This is a genomic window from Halostella limicola, from assembly GCF_003675875.1.
GTDB classification, from domain to species: Archaea; Halobacteriota; Halobacteria; order Halobacteriales; family Natronoarchaeaceae; genus Halostella; species Halostella limicola.
The window spans coordinates 167947-182999 of record NZ_RCDI01000002.1 but is presented as its reverse complement, the minus strand read 5'-3'; the positions used below and the strand labels follow the sequence as shown (position 1 = coordinate 182999).

General features: G+C 69.2%; 13 protein-coding genes. 8 read left to right on the top strand and 5 right to left on the bottom strand.

Features of this window, described 5'->3' with window-relative positions:
* Nucleotides 1–31 precede the first annotated feature (31 nt).
* Nucleotides 32–1303 carry a helix-turn-helix transcriptional regulator gene (locus D8670_RS09005; protein WP_121817782.1) on the bottom strand — a complete coding sequence of 424 codons (1272 nt, stop codon included), beginning with the start codon at nucleotides 1301–1303 and terminating at the stop codon, nucleotides 32–34.
* Between the two features lie 160 nt (nucleotides 1304–1463).
* Between D8670_RS09005 and D8670_RS09000 the strand changes: the two genes are divergently transcribed.
* From D8670_RS09000 to D8670_RS08975, 6 genes are all read left to right on the top strand, one after another.
* A complete protein-coding gene (locus D8670_RS09000; RefSeq protein WP_121817781.1) occupies nucleotides 1464–2876 on the top strand; it encodes a DUF7096 domain-containing protein in 1413 nt (470 codons plus the stop codon).
* 21 nt (nucleotides 2877–2897) lie between these two features.
* Nucleotides 2898–3638 (top strand): DUF7345 domain-containing protein, encoded by a 741-nt coding sequence (locus D8670_RS08995; protein WP_121817780.1) that lies wholly within the window; start codon nucleotides 2898–2900, stop codon nucleotides 3636–3638.
* A 62-nt stretch (nucleotides 3639–3700) separates the two neighbouring features.
* Entirely contained in the window at nucleotides 3701–3994 is a 294-nt protein-coding gene (locus tag D8670_RS08990) for a DUF7518 family protein (protein ID WP_121817779.1), read from the top strand.
* A 33-nt stretch (nucleotides 3995–4027) separates the two neighbouring features.
* Nucleotides 4028–7603 carry a chromosome segregation protein SMC gene (gene smc / locus D8670_RS08985; RefSeq protein ID WP_121817778.1) on the top strand — a complete coding sequence of 1192 codons (3576 nt, stop codon included), beginning with the start codon at nucleotides 4028–4030 and terminating at the stop codon, nucleotides 7601–7603.
* Nucleotides 7596–8615 (top strand): segregation/condensation protein A, encoded by a 1020-nt coding sequence (locus tag D8670_RS08980; RefSeq protein WP_121817777.1) that lies wholly within the window; start codon nucleotides 7596–7598, stop codon nucleotides 8613–8615. Before smc ends, D8670_RS08980 begins: the two co-directional genes overlap by 8 nt.
* A gap of 293 nt (nucleotides 8616–8908) precedes the next feature.
* Nucleotides 8909–9421 carry an SPW repeat protein gene (locus tag D8670_RS08975; RefSeq protein WP_162994245.1) on the top strand — a complete coding sequence of 171 codons (513 nt, stop codon included), beginning with the start codon at nucleotides 8909–8911 and terminating at the stop codon, nucleotides 9419–9421.
* Here the strand turns inward: D8670_RS08975 and D8670_RS08970 are convergent.
* The 3 genes from D8670_RS08970 to D8670_RS08960 all read right to left on the bottom strand — a co-directional run bounded on the left by D8670_RS08970 (nucleotide 9418) and on the right by D8670_RS08960 (nucleotide 11329).
* Nucleotides 9418–9666, bottom strand: coding sequence for a hypothetical protein (locus D8670_RS08970; protein ID WP_121817775.1), 249 nt, complete (start codon nucleotides 9664–9666; stop codon nucleotides 9418–9420). The genes D8670_RS08975 and D8670_RS08970 overlap by 4 nt on opposite strands.
* Nucleotides 9667–9752: 86 nt before the next feature.
* A complete protein-coding gene (mtnP, locus tag D8670_RS08965; protein WP_121817774.1) occupies nucleotides 9753–10598 on the bottom strand; it encodes an S-methyl-5'-thioadenosine phosphorylase in 846 nt (281 codons plus the stop codon).
* 38 nt (nucleotides 10599–10636) lie between these two features.
* Nucleotides 10637–11329 carry a phosphoribosyltransferase gene (locus D8670_RS08960; RefSeq protein ID WP_121817773.1) on the bottom strand — a complete coding sequence of 231 codons (693 nt, stop codon included), beginning with the start codon at nucleotides 11327–11329 and terminating at the stop codon, nucleotides 10637–10639.
* Between the two features lie 179 nt (nucleotides 11330–11508).
* Between D8670_RS08960 and D8670_RS08955 the strand changes: the two genes are divergently transcribed.
* Nucleotides 11509–13248 (top strand): sensor histidine kinase, encoded by a 1740-nt coding sequence (locus tag D8670_RS08955; protein WP_121817772.1) that lies wholly within the window; start codon nucleotides 11509–11511, stop codon nucleotides 13246–13248.
* A 65-nt stretch (nucleotides 13249–13313) separates the two neighbouring features.
* Nucleotides 13314–14219 (top strand): PhzF family phenazine biosynthesis protein, encoded by a 906-nt coding sequence (locus D8670_RS08950; RefSeq protein WP_121817771.1) that lies wholly within the window; start codon nucleotides 13314–13316, stop codon nucleotides 14217–14219.
* Here D8670_RS08950 and D8670_RS08945 read toward each other — a convergent pair.
* Nucleotides 14216–14944 (bottom strand): zinc ribbon domain-containing protein, encoded by a 729-nt coding sequence (locus tag D8670_RS08945; RefSeq protein ID WP_121817770.1) that lies wholly within the window; start codon nucleotides 14942–14944, stop codon nucleotides 14216–14218. The genes D8670_RS08950 and D8670_RS08945 overlap by 4 nt on opposite strands.
* Nucleotides 14945–15053: the final 109 nt, after the last annotated feature.

Below are 15053 nucleotides of genomic sequence, written 5' to 3'. Positions count from 1 at the left end.
ACGCCCCGATTCGGCGCGGCCGGGTTAAAGGCTAACGGGACGGACCGCCGTCGAGGTCGATGACGTTCTCGCGGCCGATCCGGAGCTTCTCGACGGTCCCTGCCTCGGCCATGTCCGAGACCACGCGCGAGGTCTTCGACGCCGACCAGCCGAGTTCGTCGGCGATCGCGGACTGCTTGCAGCGGCCGCCCTCCCGCTCCAACAGGCGCACGACGCGGTCCTCGTCGGTGAGTAGCTCCGGGTCCGCAACGGCGTCGGCGTTCGGCCCTCGTTCGTCTGTCGCGCTCCCGGCCGCCGCACCCTCGGCCGTCGCCGACGCCGCGGTCTCCGTCCCTCGCTCCGCGTCGCCGTCCTCGCCGGCGTCGCCGGACGACGGATCCGCGCCCTCCGCGACCTCGCCCTCACCCTCGCCGGGTCCTCCTGCGTAGGCGCGGTAGCCGAGTGCACCGACGAGACCGACGGCGACGACCGCTCCGACGACGAGGGTCGGGAACTGCGAGGGCGAGCCGTCGGGGTCGGCGTCGCCGCCAGCGCCGGTCTCTCCGTCTCCGGCGGCACTCCCGCCCTCCGTCGTCTCGTCGTCTGCCGGTTCGAACGCGACGCGCGGGCGCTCGTCGTCGAAGCTCTCCGGCCCTATCCACGTCAGGTCGCCGCCTTCGCGCTCGTCCGGCGTCGGGTCAGCGTCGGCGACCGCGTGGTCGGCCGGCGCTTCGATCGCGAGCGTGTCGTTGTCGGCGAGGTAGTAGCCGCCCTGGAACACGTCGCCCGCGACGACGGCGTCGCCGTCGGTCGCCGCGAAGCCGTCCCAACGGAACGAGTAGGTGACGACGCCCCAGCGGCGCGGCACCTCCTGGATCCGCGTCGACACGGCGAAATCGCCCGCGGCCATCTCCCGCCCTGTCGCCTCGCCGGCGTTCGCGACGACCCCCTCCATCCGGTCGCGGAACGGGTCGAGGTAGCGACTGCGGTTCTCCCGGACCCGCTCGCGGAACGCCTCGTAGTCCTCGACGTCCGCGTCCGTGGTCAGGCGCGTCCGCACTTCGAGCGTCCACGTGGCGGAGCCGTTGGCGTGGACCGCTATCCGTGTCACGGTGGTGTCGGTGTCCGGCGACCCTCCGACGGCGACGCTCGGCTGTCGCGAGTCACTGACCGACGGCGGTGCGTCGTCGACCGGGTCGGGCGCGACTGTCGCGCTCGGTGACGCACCCTGGTCGTCGGCACCGGCGGCGCTCGCGGCGACCGACGGGACCAGCGCCGCGAGACAGAGGAGGACTGCGAGCGCGGCGGCACGGCGGGCGACCATCTCGGGACGGAACCTTGCAGTCCCTCGATAAAAACCCGACGGTCCCGCGTCGCAACTCGGTGCAAACGGACGAAAACGTCCGGGAGCGGGCGCAAGCGGCCGGGAACTCGCCGGGACTATCGCCCCGGTTTAATGTCGAGTGGGAGAAGATACCGCTACGATGAGAGCCACACTGAACGTGCTGCTCGCGGCGCTGCTCGTGGTCGGGATGGTCGCCCCGGCCGCCGCGGCCGCGAGCACGGCGTCCGCGACGGCGGAACAGCATCCCGACCGCACCGCGACGGTCGCGACGAACGACTCCGCGGAGAACGACTCGGCGGTGAACGTCACCGTCGGCCAGCAGCTGTCGACGGTGGTCACCGCGACCAACGACGAGGTACAGGCCGACTTCGAGGAGACGACGTTCGAGGTAGAGTACGAGAGCACGACTGACGGCGAGCGTGCAGAGGCCGTGGCGGACCGCGCCGAGGAGCTCCGCGAGCGCGCCGAGGACGTCCGCGAGGACTACCGCGAGGCGACCGAAGAGTACGAAGAGGGCGAGATCACCCGCTCCGAGTACGCCCAGCGACTCGCCGAACTGAACGTCCGCGCGGAGAACGTGCTCGCGAGCTCCGAGCGCCTCAGCGAGCGTGCGGACAACCTGACGGCGAGCGAACTGGAGACGGCGGGACTCAACGAGTCCGCGCTCCGGTCGACCGTCGAGGGGCTCGACAACGTGACCGGCACCGGAACCGACGCACTCCTCGAACGGTTCACCGGTCAGAGCGAGGGGAAAGTCGAGATCGAGACCGCGAACGGTCTCTCCATCGAGGTCGAGAGCGAGGACGGCGAGCGCTCCCGCGAGTTCGAGCGCCCCGGCGACGGCGACGCGAACCTCACCCTGAACCGCTCCGTCGCGCTGGGGGCCGCTCAGGAAGCGCTCTCGGACGCCAACTGGACCCTCGACGAGTCCTCGACCGACGAGGACGACGGCACGTACGAGTTCGAGTTCGAACGCCGCGGCGGCGACGGCGAGGCCGAGGTCACCGTCGACGGCTCCAGCGGGACCGTCGTCGAGCTGGAGGAGAAGGTCGAGGGCGACGACGAGGACGCTGAGGAACGCGACGGCGAGGAAGAGCGCGAAGACGACGAGCGCGAAGACGAGTCCGAGAGCGAGGAGGAGAGAGAAGACGAGGAGGAACGCGAGGACGAAGAGGAACGCGAAGACGACGAACGCGAGGACAACGGCGAGCTGGAGCTCGCGGCCACGGGCGGCCCGGCCGCGCCGGGCGAGACGGTGGCGCTTCGCGCCACGGTCGACGGCGAACCCGCGGCGAACGTCACCGTGACCGCGAACGGGTCCGTCGTCGGCGTCACCGACGCCGACGGCGAACTCTCCGTCACCGTCCCTGACGACGGGGCGACGTACGAGGCGTCCGACGGCGACGGCGAGGCGGAACTGGAGATCGAAGCCGACGACGAGGGCGGCGACGACGCCGACGCAGAGGAAGATCCGGAGAGCGACGACGGGACCGACGACGACGGTACCGACACCGAGGACGACAGCGACGTCGACACCGCCGATGACGACTGAGGGACTGCGGGGTGAGCGTCGGTGAACGGATCGCTCCTGCGCGCTCTGTGCGTCGCGCTGCTCGTAACGACCGCGACCGCCGGCGGGGCCGTCGCGGACGGATCGGTATCGGCCGACTCCGCTGCGGCCGACGCCGCGACGGTTCCCACAGAGGACGCGTTCGTGGTCGACCTGCGGTCCGACGGGAGCGCCCGGGTGACGGTGACGGTCCCGTTCGACCTGACGACCGAGGAAGAGCGGGAGGCGTTCCGCCGGCTCCGGGAGAACGAGACCGCCCGCACCGGCGTTCGCGACAGGTTCGCCGACCGCATGAGCGCCACCGCGGCGGCCACGGCGAACCGCACGGACCGGGAGATGCGAATCGACGACGCCGCCGCGACGTTCGCGACGACCGACGGGGGCGACACCGGCGTCGTCGCGCTGTCGGTGACGTGGCACGGGCTGGCCGCCGCCGACGGCGACGACCTGGTGGTGACCGCGCCCTTCGCGGACGGGTTCACGACCGACCGGGAGCTCGTCGTTCGAGCACCGGACGGATACGGTCTGTCCGAGACCGCACCTGCCCCGGCGTCGTCGAACGACACGACGGCGCGCTGGGGGCCGAACGCGTCGTTCGACGGGTTCCGCGTCGTCGCGACGCCGACCGACGCGTCGTCCGAGAACGAGGCGAAAGCCAGTGCCGGGGGCGGACAGCCCGGCTTCGGCGCGGGCGTCGCCGTCGTCGCCCTGCTCGTCGCGGCCGCAGTCGGCCGCCGGCGATAGTGTCAGATATTGTTTGAATGTCTGACGCACGTTTATGGGCACGGGACTGTGCCAGTACACGTATGGCCGGCAACAGAGTCGAGGAACTCGAAGCGACGGTCGCCGAGCTGGAGTCGACCGTCGAGGGACTGACCGAGGAACTAGTCGAGGCGAAAGAGCGGATCCGCGTACTCGAGTCCGAACTTGACGCCGAGACGCCGTCGCGCGCCGCCGATGTCCGGGCTGCGCCGTCGGAGGAGGCGGACCCCGACGAAGTCCACGAAGCGGCGTCCGAAGCGGCTAAGAGTGGCGAACCCCAGTCGGAAGACGAAGACGCGGACGACTCCGAACTCGGCGACGACATCATCGTCGCGTAGGACGCGGGTCGTCCGCCCCCCTACGAGCAACCCATGCACATCAAAGAGCTCGTCCTTGAAAACTTCAAAAGCTTCGGGCGGAAAACCCGGATCCCGTTTTACGAGGACTTCACGACCGTCAGCGGACCGAACGGCTCGGGCAAGAGCAACATCATCGACGCGGTGCTGTTCGCGCTCGGCCTGGCCAGAGCGCGGGGCATCCGCGCCCAGAAACTCACCGACCTGATCTACAACCCCGGCCACGCGGACGGGGGGTCGGCGGGCGGCGGGCCCCGCGAGGCCAGCGTCACGGTGATCCTGAACAACGAGGACCGCACCGTCGAGCGCGGGCAGGTCGTCAACGCCGCCGGCAGCGAGGACGTCGGCGACGTCGACGAGATCACGATCAAGCGCCGCGTCAAGGAGACCGAGGACAACTACTACTCCTACTACTACCTCAACGGTCGCTCAGTCAACCTCTCGGACATCCAGAACCTGCTCGCCAGCGCGGGCGTCACCCCGGAGGGGTACAACGTCGTCATGCAGGGCGACGTGACCGGCATCATCAACATGACGCCGGGCGAGCGCCGGGAGATCATCGACGAGATCGCCGGCGTCGCCGAGTTCGACGCGAAGAAGGAGGACGCCTTCGAGGAACTGGAGGTCGTCGAGGAGCGCATCGACGAGGCCGAACTCCGCATCGAGGAGAAGGAGCAGCGCCTCGAACAGCTCTCCGACGAGCGCGAGGCGGCGCTCGAGTACCAGTCGCTCCGCGAGGAGAAAGAGGAGTACGAGGGCTACCTCAAGGCGGCCGAACTGGAGGACAAGCGCCGCGAACTCGACGACGCCCGGGAGTCCATCGAGGCCAGAGAGGCCGAACTCGAGGAGCTCCGGCGCGCCCTGGACGAGAAGCAGGGCAAGGTCGTCCGCCTGCAGGAGGACCTGGAGGACTTGAACGCCGAGATCGAGCGGAAGGGCGAGGACGAACAGCTCCGCATCAAAAGCGAGATGGAGGAGATCAAAGGCGAGGTGTCCCGCCTCGAGGACAGGATCGAGGCCGCCGAGGAGGCGATCGAGGACGCCGAGGACACCCGCCGCGACGCCTTCGTCAAGGTCGACCGCAAGCAGGAGGAGGTCGACGAACTCGACTCGCAGATCCGCGAGACGAAACTGGAGAAGTCCTCGGTCAAGGCAGACGTACAGGAGAAGGAGAGCGAGATAGAGTCGCTCCAGGCGGAGATCGACGCCATCGACACCGAGTACGACGAGGTGAAGGCGGAGCTACAGGAGCGCAAGGCCGACCTCGAGGAGCTGAAAACCGAGAAGAACGACCTCCAGCGCGAGCAGGACCGCCTGCTCGACGAGGCGCGGCGGCGCTCGAACGCCATCAGCGAGACCGAGGACGACATCGACGAGGCCCGCGACAGCCTCCCCGAGCTCCGGGCCGAACTGGAGGACCTGGAGGACGAGCTCGCGAAGGCCAGGAAGAACGAGGACAACATCGCGGGCGTCGTCGAAGACCTCAAGCGCGAGAAGCGCGAGCTGCAGGACGACCTCGACGACGTCGAGGACCGCCTGCAGGCCAAACAGCAGGAGTACGCCGAACTGGAGGCCCGGGCCGACGAGAGCGGGGACACCTCCTACGGGCGCGCCGTGTCGACGGTGCTGAACGCCGGCATGGACGGCGTCCACGGCACGGTCGGCCAGCTCGGGAGCGTCGACGAGCGCTACGCGACGGCCTGCGAGACGGCCGCTGGCGGGCGGCTGGCGAACGTGGTCGTCGACGACGACGGCGTCGGCCAGCAGTGCATCGAGTACCTCAAGTCCCGGAACGCCGGGCGGGCGACGTTCCTGCCCATCACGGAGATGCGCAACCGGTCGCTGCCGTCCGCGCCGAGCGACCCGGGCGTGGTCGACTTCGCGTACAACCTCGTCGACTTCGCCGACGAGCACGCGGGCGTGTTCTCGTACGTGCTCGGCGACACGCTCGTCGTCGAGGACATGGAGACCGCCCGCGAGTACATGGGCGACTACCGCCTCGTGACGCTGTCGGGCGAACTCGTCGAGAAGAGCGGCGCGATGACCGGCGGCTCCAAGAGCGGCTCGCGCTACTCCTTCTCGAAGACCGGAAAGGGCCAGTTAGAGCGCGTCGCCGAGGAGATAACCGACCTGCAGGACGAGCGGGATTCGGTCCGCTCGGACCTGCGGGACGTGGAGAGCCGCCTCGACGACGCCCGCGACCGCAAGACCGACGCGGCGGACCAGGTCCGTTCCATCGAGGGCGAGATCGAGTCGACCGAGGACGAGTACGAAAGCGTCGAGGAGCGCATCGACGAGATGGAAGCGGAGCTCGACGACCTCCGCGAGGAGCGCGAGGAGGTCGACGAGCGGATGCAGGAGATCGAGGAGGAGATCGCGGCGAAGGACGAGGCGATCGCCGAGGTCGAGGGCGACATCGAGGAGCTCGAAGCCGAGCTCGCCGACTCCCGTATCCCGGAGCTCACCGCGGAGATCGAGGACCTGGAGGGCGAGATCGACGACCTGGAGGACCGGCTGAGCGACCTCGACGACGACCTCAACGAGTACCAGCTACAGAAGGAGTACGCCGAGGACTCGATCGACGACCTCCACGAGACGATCGAGCAGGCACAGAACCGCAAGGCCGAGAAGGAGGCCGACATCGAGGAGTACGAGGCCGAGATCGAGTCGAAGGAAGCGAAGCTCGAGGAGAAGCGCGAGGCCGTCGCGGAGCTGGAAGAGGAGCTGACCGAGCTGAAAGCGGAGCGCGAGGAGATCAAGGCGGACCTCCGCGACGCGAAGGAGACCCGCGACGAGCAGAAGGAGAAGGTCGACACGGTCGAGAGCAAGCTCGGGAGCCTCCGCGAGCGCGAGGAGCAACTGGAGTGGGAGATCGAGGAGCTGGAGTCGGAGGTCGGCGACTACGACCCCGAGGAAGTGCCGGACCACGACGAGGTCGAGTCGAACATCTCCCGGCTCGAACGGGAGATGGAGAAGCTCGAACCCGTCAACATGCTCGCGATCGAGGAGTACGACGAGGTCGAGGCGGAACTCGAGGAGCTGAAGGAGGGCAAGGCGACGCTCGTCGAGGAGCGCGACGGCATCCGCGAGCGCATCGACTCCTACGAGGCCCAGAAGAAGGCGACGTTCATGGAGTCGTTCGAGGAGATAAACGAGCAGTTCGAGGACATCTTCGCCCGCCTCTCCTCCGGGACGGGGACGCTCCACCTGGAGGACGAGGAGGACCCGTTCGAGGGCGGCCTGACGATGAAGGCCCAGCCCGCGGACAAGCCGATCCAGCGCCTCGACGCGATGTCCGGCGGCGAGAAGTCCCTGACCGCACTGGCGTTCATCTTCGCCATCCAGCGGCACAACCCCGCGCCGTTCTACGCGCTGGACGAGGTCGACGCCTTCCTCGACGCCGCGAACGCCGAGCGCGTCGGCGAGATGGTCGACGAGCTGGCCGGCGACGCGCAGTTCGTCGTCGTCTCGCACCGCTCGGCGATGCTCGACCGCTCCGAGCGGGCCATCGGCGTGACGATGCAGGACGACAACATCAGCGCGGTGACGGGTATCGACCTGAGCGGCGAGGGGGTGCCGGCCGATGACTGAAGGGAGCGAGGACAACGAGGACGGAGCGAACGCGGAGTCTGCACACGAGGAGCGCGACGACCGCGGATCGGCCGAAAGCGACGGCGGCATTCCGCTCGACATCGCGGGCCACGAGGACCGCGACCCGCCCGGGACCGACGAGGACGCCGTTCCCGGCGGGAGTACGAACGGCGACGACCCCGCCGCCGTCGAGGACCTGGTCCCCGAGGAGGAGACCGACGAGGACGAGGTCGAACCCGTCGAACTCCTCGTCCAGCTGGCGAAGGAGGGCGAGATCGACCCGTGGGACATCGACATCGTCGCGGTGACCGACAAGTTCCTCGACCGGCTGGACGAGGTGGACCTGCGGACCTCCGGCCGGGCGCTGTTCTACGCCAGCGTCCTCCTGCGGATGAAAGGCGACGGCCTGCTGAGCGAGGACGAGCCCGAGGAGGACGACGAGCCGGCCCCGTGGGAGGCGCCGTTCGACGACGGGGCGCAGGCGCCCCCGCCGGACCACGACCCCGTCGAGGGGCTGGAGCGGGAGATGGAGCGCCGGCTGGAGCGCAAGCAGGCCCGCGGGACGCCGGAGACGCTCGACGAACTGGTCCGGGAGCTCCGCGAGGCCGAGCGGGAGTCGTGGTGGAAGGAGTCGCGCTCGTACGACACCAGCGACTCGCCGGGCGGGTTCCAGCGCGGGACCCAGACGCTCGACTACCGCTCCGGCGACGACATGCGCGTCGACGACGAGCCCACCCAGGACGAGGTGACGAGCAACACCCACGAGGAGGACATCGAGACGGTCATCGAGGACGTGTTCGCGACGCTGTCGGACCACTACGACGCCGGGCGCGACGAGGTACTGTACGCGGAGATCGAGGACGCTGGGGGGTCGAAGGTCCAGACCTTCCTCGCCCTGCTCTTCCTCTCGAACCGCGGCCGGGTCCGCCTCCAGCAGGACGAGTTGTTCGGCGACCTCTGGGTGCAGGACCCGGGCGCGGCGACGGGGTCCGACGAGGCGATCGCCGACTGACGCGCCCGCCGACCGAGCCTTCTGCGTGGTTTGTTACCGCTCACCACAACACTGATACCGTCGGGCAGCGTATGCGTGTGTATGACACCCACGAAGATCCGCGAGCGCCTCGCCGAGTCCGAGGGGAAAGTCGACCCCGAGGAGTACGTCTCGGCGCTGGAGTACGTCCGGGGGAGTCGCAGACGGCAGCGGGACGAGTAAGCGACCGTTAGTCGCGGACGGCGAGCGGGAAGCGTATGAACGGTCGACTCCTTTTAGCGCGTCCTCGACCACCGATCGATCGGAGGCACACTATGGCAGATTCACCCGACAGAGACACGACGGCCGAAGCGTCTCGTACGGACGACCGAGCGGCCGCGGACGACAACGGGGTCGCGAACGACCGGGCGGCCGCGCACGACCGGACCGTCGACCTGCGCGGGTCGAAGCTGCTTGCGGGGTTCGCGTCGCTGATCGGCGCGTGGATCGCCGTCTCGCCGTTCGTCTACGGCGACCTGGGCGGCGGCACCCAACTCGACGCGGCCGGCTGGAACAACGTCATCATCGGCGCGACGATATTCCTCGTCGCGGGTTACAACTTCTACCGGATGTCGAAGAGTCTGAACGTGAGCGAGGCGGCCGCGGGGCTGGTCACGCTGCTCGGCCTCTGGCTCGTCGTCGCGCCGTTCGCCGTGTTCGACATGGGGACGGAGGGGATGCTCTGGAGCACGGCCACCAGCGGCCTGGTCGCCGCGGCTATCGGCGCGTACAACGCCTACAAGGGTCGGCAGGCTCGTGACAGGGCGACGACGGCGCAGACGACCTAGTCGGCCGGCCGCTCGACCGACGACGACCACGCTTTTTCGACGCGCAGGGCGGCGAGGTGGTACTGCGTCGCGACGACGGCGAACCCGACGAGCGCCAGTGCGAACAGCCCCGGATACACCGGGGAGACGCCGTGGACTACCGCGTTGAGTACCTGTGCGACGGCGACGACGACGGGGACGACGGAGTAGAGGAGTGCGCGGCCGGGATCGGCGCGCAACAGCGCGGAGAAGTCGGAGACGGTCATGGTAAGCGGGTCTTTCCGGTAGGTACGCCAGTACCGATATGAACTTTCTGGTCCGGTAAGTTTCGCCGGAGGAGAGCTACCGGAGTTCAGACGTACTCGTCGACCAGCAGTTCCACCTGCTCCAGCGTCTCCTCGGGGACGGCCTCGGTCGGCGTGTTGATCGACCCCTCCAGCGCCGACCCGCAGTCGCAGTCGCGCTCGTCGGGCATCTCGCGGACGGCGCGCTCGACGACCTCCTTAATCGCCGTCTCGTTGGCGGCGGCGTTTTCGAGTACCTCCTGCAGCGTGACCTCGCTGTCCGCCTTCCAGACGTCGTAGTCGGTGACGCCGGTGACGGTGGCGTAACACATCTCCGCCTCGCGGGCGAGCTTCGCCTCCGGGATGGCGGTCATGCCGATGACGTCCCAGTCCTGCGCGCGGTAGAACTCGCTTTCGGCCCGCGTCGAGTACTGCGGCCCTTCGATGCAGACGTAGGTGCCGCCGACCTCGCTGTCGGCGTCGGCCGCGTCGGTCGACGCCGCGAGGTGGTCGACCATGTGCGGGCAGTACGGCTCGGCGAACGGCATGTGCGCGACCATCCCCTCGCCGAAGAACGACGGGGTGCGGTGCTTGGTGCGGTCGAACGTCTGGTCAGGGATCACGAGCGTCCGCGGCGGGAGGTCCTCGCGGAGGCTGCCGACCGCGTTGCTGGCGAGGATCCGCTCGACGCCGAGCTGCTTCAGCGCGTGGATGTTGGCGCGGTACGGCGTCTCGGTCGGCGAGTACTGGTGGTCGCGGCCGTGTCGGGGGAGAAACGCCACCTCGCGGCCGGCCAGTTCGCCGACCGTGACCGGGGCGCTCGGGTCGCCGAACGGGGTCGTCACGTCTTCCTCGCGGACGTTCTCTAACGGGAGCGCGTCGTAGATGCCGCTGCCGCCGATAAAGCCGATCATGACTTCGACTGCGAGCCGGGGCTACAAAAAACGGGCCGTTATTCCGCCAACGACCAGGCCCCGTCCTCGCCGGCGATCACGCCGCGGCGCTCCATCTCGTCTAACACCTCGTCGAGGCGGTCGGGCTGTGCGATCTCCATCTCGATGCGCTGGACGTCGTGGAACTCGGCGAGGTAGTGGCGGACGTCCTCGCGGTCGAACGTCTCCTCGTCGGCCCGTTCCATCGCCCCCTCGATCAGGTCGACCATGTCCTCGATGAAGTTCCACGGGTAGACGACCCAGGTCCACTCCTCCAGGCGCTCGCCGACGTAGTCGGGCTCGAACTCGCTGGTCTGGAGCAACTGGAGCGTCGCCGTCCGGACCTGCCCCGGATCGCGCTCGTTGACGTACTCGTAGGCGCGCTTGATAGACCCGCCCGTGTCGGCGATGTCGTCGATGATGAGCACGTCCTTGCCCTCGACGCTCCCCTCGGGCATCGGGTAGCGGACCTGCGGTTCGTCCGACTTCTGGGCCGCGCCGACGTAGTGCTCCATCTTCAGGCTGGTCAGGTCGTCCAGACCCAGGAAGTCGCAGATGCACCGCCCGGCGAACCAGCCGCCGCGCGCGAGCGCGACGATCACGTCCGGTTCGAAGTCGTCCTCCCGGACCTCGACGCTGACGTCGCGACAGAGACCGTAGATGTACTCCCAGTTGGTGATAGTGCAGTCGAAATCGTCCGGAAGATCGCTCATGGCGGTGGATCGCGGCCGTCGGTACTTAACGGTTTACAGGCAGTCGCGCGACGCGAAGCGTTCCCGTGCTAGCGTCGGGACCCCGCGTCACCCTCTGGCCGCGTCTTCCGGCGGAGGAACTGTCAGGTTCGCCGCGATATCGGCGATCGCTTTTACCTGTGAGAACCGGCTAGCGAACCATGGAACGAGGGGAGAGCGGGGGGTCCGCCGGCCGGAACCGCGCGCGGACGCGGGGCGACGAACCCTCCGCCAGCGTCCTCTACGTCGGCACGGACGGCGATGACGTCCCCGCCGCCCTCAAACGCGGTCGTCCCGGACTGTCGGTGACCACGGCGTCCGGTCCGGAAGCCGCGCTCTCCCGGATCGAGTCCGGCGACGTGGACTGCGTCGTTAGCGACGGCGAAGCCGGTGAGAACGACGGTGCGGGCGTTCTCGACGCGGTGCGTCGGTCGAATCCCGACCTGCCCGTGATCGTCTACACCGCCGCCCCGAGCGAAGAGGCCGTCGGCGAGGCGCTGGCCGCCGGCGCGACGGACGTCGTCCGCAGGCCGCCGGACCCCGGCGAACACGCGCTCCTCGCCCACCGTATCGACGCCGCGCTCGCGACCGACGGCGACGCGGCCGCCGTCGAGGAGACCCTTCGGGAGCGGGAGCGGTACATACAGGAACTGTACGAGATAACGTCGAACCCCGAGACGACGTTCGACGAGAAGGTCCGGGGGCTGCTGGAGATGGGCTGCGAGCGGCTGGACCTCGACTTCGGCTTCCTCATCGAGACCAACGAGGACGAGGGCGAATTCGAGGTCCACGAGATGCACGGAACGCACGACGGGTTCCGTCCCGGCCTCACCGCACCACTCTCTCAGACGTACTGCAAGCACGTCATCGGATCGGACGGCGTCTTCGTCCTGCAGGACGCCGCCGCCGAGGGGTACGCCGACGACCCGGCGAGCGAGAGCGGGATCGTCTGCTACCTCGGCTCCGAGGTGACGGTCGGCGACGAGGTGTTCGGGACCTTCTGCTTCGCGAACACCTCTCCCCGTGAGGCGCCGTTCACCGACGCGGAGGTGACGTACGTCGAGCTGATGAGCGAGTGGGTCAGCTACGGCCTCGAACGCCGGCGAGCGAAGGCGGAGCTCGCGGAGACGGTCGACCGCCTCGAACAGTCGAACGCCGAACTGGAGCGGTTCGCGTACGTCGCGTCGCACGACCTGCAGGAGCCCCTGCGGATGGTGACGAGCTACCTGAATCTCCTCGAACGGCGATACGGGGACGCCCTCGACGACGACGCGGAGGAGTTCATCGAGTACGCGGTGGGCGGCGCGGAGCGGATGCGGTCGATGATCCAGGGGCTGCTGGAGTTCTCCCGACTCGACACCCAGGGGGGCGAGTTCGAACCGACCGACTGCGAGCGGGTCGTCGACGAGGCGACGACAAACCTCCGGATAACGATCGCGGAGAGCGACGCCGAGGTCGCCGTGGAACCGCTCCCGACGGTCGTCGCCGACGAGACCCAGCTGGTGCAGCTGTTCCAGAACCTCGTCGGAAACGCCGTGGAGCACGGCTCCGCGCGTCCGGGAGCCGACGACGGACCGGCCGAGGGCGACGACGGATCGGACGGGAGAGGGTCAGACGGCGGACCCCGGATCCGCGTCTCGGCGGAGCGGGGCGACGGCGAGTGGGTGTTCTCGGTCAGCGACGACGGAGTCGGGATCGACCCGGCCGACGCCGACCACGTCTTCGAGATGTTCAACGACCTCGACGGCGCGGACGAGTCGGGGACGGGGATCGGCCTCGCCATCTGCCGGAAGATCGTCGAACGCCACGGCGGCCGCATCTGGGTCGACGCGGACGCCGCCGAGGGGGCGACGTTCCGCTTCACGATCCCCGACCGCGAGGCGACCGGCGACTCGGCCTGATCCGGCCGGAGGCGTGTCCCGGTGGACATCCGAGCGTTTACGTGAACTCCCCCGCAGGCACCTGCATGGTCAGACAGGTCCGCACCGCCCTCGTGGACGCGTTCACCGACGAACCCCTGACGGGCAACGCCGCCGGCGTCGTCCCGGACGCGGACGGCCTCTCGGCGAGCCAGATGCAGGCGGTCGCCCGCGAACTCGCCGTCAGCGAGACGGCCTTTCTCCTGCCGAGCGGCCCCGCGGACCGCAAGGTGCGGTACTTCACGCCGACGCAGGAGGTCGACCTCTGCGGCCACGCGACGATCGCGGCGCACGCCTTCCTCCGCGATGACGGCGCCATCGACGCGGGCGAGCACACGCTGGAGACCGAGGTCGGCGTGCTCGACGTCGACGTCGAGGACGACGGGACCGTTTGGATGACGCAGGACGACCCCTCCGTCCGGCGGGTCGACGTCGAGTACGACCGGCTCGCCGAAGCGCTCGACGTGCCGGTCGGATCGCTGCAGGACATCGGCGCCGACCTGCCGCTCGCGGTCGCCTCGACGGGCCTTCCGTTCCTGATGGTGCCGGTCAACTTCCTGGAACACGTCGGGAACGCGGACCCCGACCTCGCCGCGGTCGAGGCGATCTGCGACGAGGTCGACGCGACCGGCCTCTACCTGTTCACGTTCGACGCGCTGGACGGCGACGCGACGCTCCACGCGCGCATGTTCGCCCCCGGGGCGGGCGTGCCCGAGGATCCCGTCACGGGGACGGCGAGCGGCGCGGCCGGCGCGTACCTCCGCGAGGTGAGCGCCTTCGACGGCGAACTCCCAGACGAGATGGCGTTCGAACAGGGCCATTACCTCGACCGGCCCGGACGAGTGCGGGTCCGCGTCGGCGAGTCCGTGCGCGTCGGCGGCGAGGGCGTCCTCGCGCTCGACGGGACGCTGTCGGTGCCGGCGGACGACGAGGACGAGATACTGGAAGCCTAGAGCTCCGCGCCGCAGTTCGCGCAGAAGGAGACGCCTTCCTTGTTCGGGTAGCCGCAGTCCCCGCAGGTGACGGCGTCGACCGGCGCGTCCGCCGCCTCGTCGTCGAACACGTTCTCGGCGTCGGCCGCGAGCGTCTCTCCCGAACCCTCGTCCGTCGACGCGGCGGGATCGGTGTCGTCGTCGTGCGGTTGTGGCGACCCGGTTCGGCCGGCGGACGCACTCGCGCCGTCGTCGGGCGCGCCTTCGGCGCCGACCGTCGGCCCGCTCCCGAGGGCTTCCGACTGCCGGTCGGCGGAGGCGCTACCGTCGGCGTTCCCGCCCGACGAGGAGGGGACGATCGGGTCCTGCCGGGGCGACGCCGCCGACGCGTTCTCGGCTTCGTCTTCGGTCTCGGCGACGACGCTCCGGTCGTCGTCGCGCGTCCCGTCCGCGGGCGCGTCGGCCGGTTCGGCGTCGACCGCTCTGTCGATCGCGAGGAAGAACGCGGCCCACGACCCGACCTGCCAGACGAGGACGCCGACGACCGCCGACCCGAGCGCGACCGGCAGGTTCGCCGCGGCGACGGCCTCGTCGACCCGCGACGGGAAGTCCGCGGCGAGGATCGCGACGGTCTCGCCGAGGCCGACGCCCAGGCCGACCACCGCGATCCCGATGCCGACGGCGAACGAGAGAGCCGACAGTCCCCGATAGTACAGTGCGAGGCGAAGCGCTTGCGTCGTGTTCATCGTCCGTACGATAGTGACAGCTGGGTATAATATCTTGGGCCGCGGAGTTCGCGATCGAAAGTGTACTCGGAAGCGAGTTACGTTATTTACGCAACGTTCGCAAGGTTCT

Excerpts from the sequence above, each read along its gene's own strand:
- D8670_RS09005 (WP_121817782.1), bottom strand. The coding sequence starts at position 1,303 with ATGGTCGCCCGCCGTGCCGCCGCGCTCGCAGTCCTCCTCTGTCTCGCG.
- D8670_RS09000 (WP_121817781.1), top strand. The coding sequence starts at position 1,464 with ATGAGAGCCACACTGAACGTGCTGCTCGCGGCGCTGCTCGTGGTCGGG.
- D8670_RS08990 (WP_121817779.1), top strand. The coding sequence starts at position 3,701 with ATGGCCGGCAACAGAGTCGAGGAACTCGAAGCGACGGTCGCCGAGCTG.
- smc (WP_121817778.1), top strand. The coding sequence starts at position 4,028 with ATGCACATCAAAGAGCTCGTCCTTGAAAACTTCAAAAGCTTCGGGCGG.
- D8670_RS08980 (WP_121817777.1), top strand. The coding sequence starts at position 7,596 with ATGACTGAAGGGAGCGAGGACAACGAGGACGGAGCGAACGCGGAGTCT.
- D8670_RS08975 (WP_162994245.1), top strand. The coding sequence starts at position 8,909 with ATGGCAGATTCACCCGACAGAGACACGACGGCCGAAGCGTCTCGTACG.
- D8670_RS08970 (WP_121817775.1), bottom strand. The coding sequence starts at position 9,666 with ATGACCGTCTCCGACTTCTCCGCGCTGTTGCGCGCCGATCCCGGCCGC.
- mtnP (WP_121817774.1), bottom strand. The coding sequence starts at position 10,598 with ATGATCGGCTTTATCGGCGGCAGCGGCATCTACGACGCGCTCCCGTTA.
- D8670_RS08960 (WP_121817773.1), bottom strand. The coding sequence starts at position 11,329 with ATGAGCGATCTTCCGGACGATTTCGACTGCACTATCACCAACTGGGAG.
- D8670_RS08955 (WP_121817772.1), top strand. The coding sequence starts at position 11,509 with ATGGAACGAGGGGAGAGCGGGGGGTCCGCCGGCCGGAACCGCGCGCGG.
- D8670_RS08950 (WP_121817771.1), top strand. The coding sequence starts at position 13,314 with ATGGTCAGACAGGTCCGCACCGCCCTCGTGGACGCGTTCACCGACGAA.
- D8670_RS08945 (WP_121817770.1), bottom strand. The coding sequence starts at position 14,944 with ATGAACACGACGCAAGCGCTTCGCCTCGCACTGTACTATCGGGGACTG.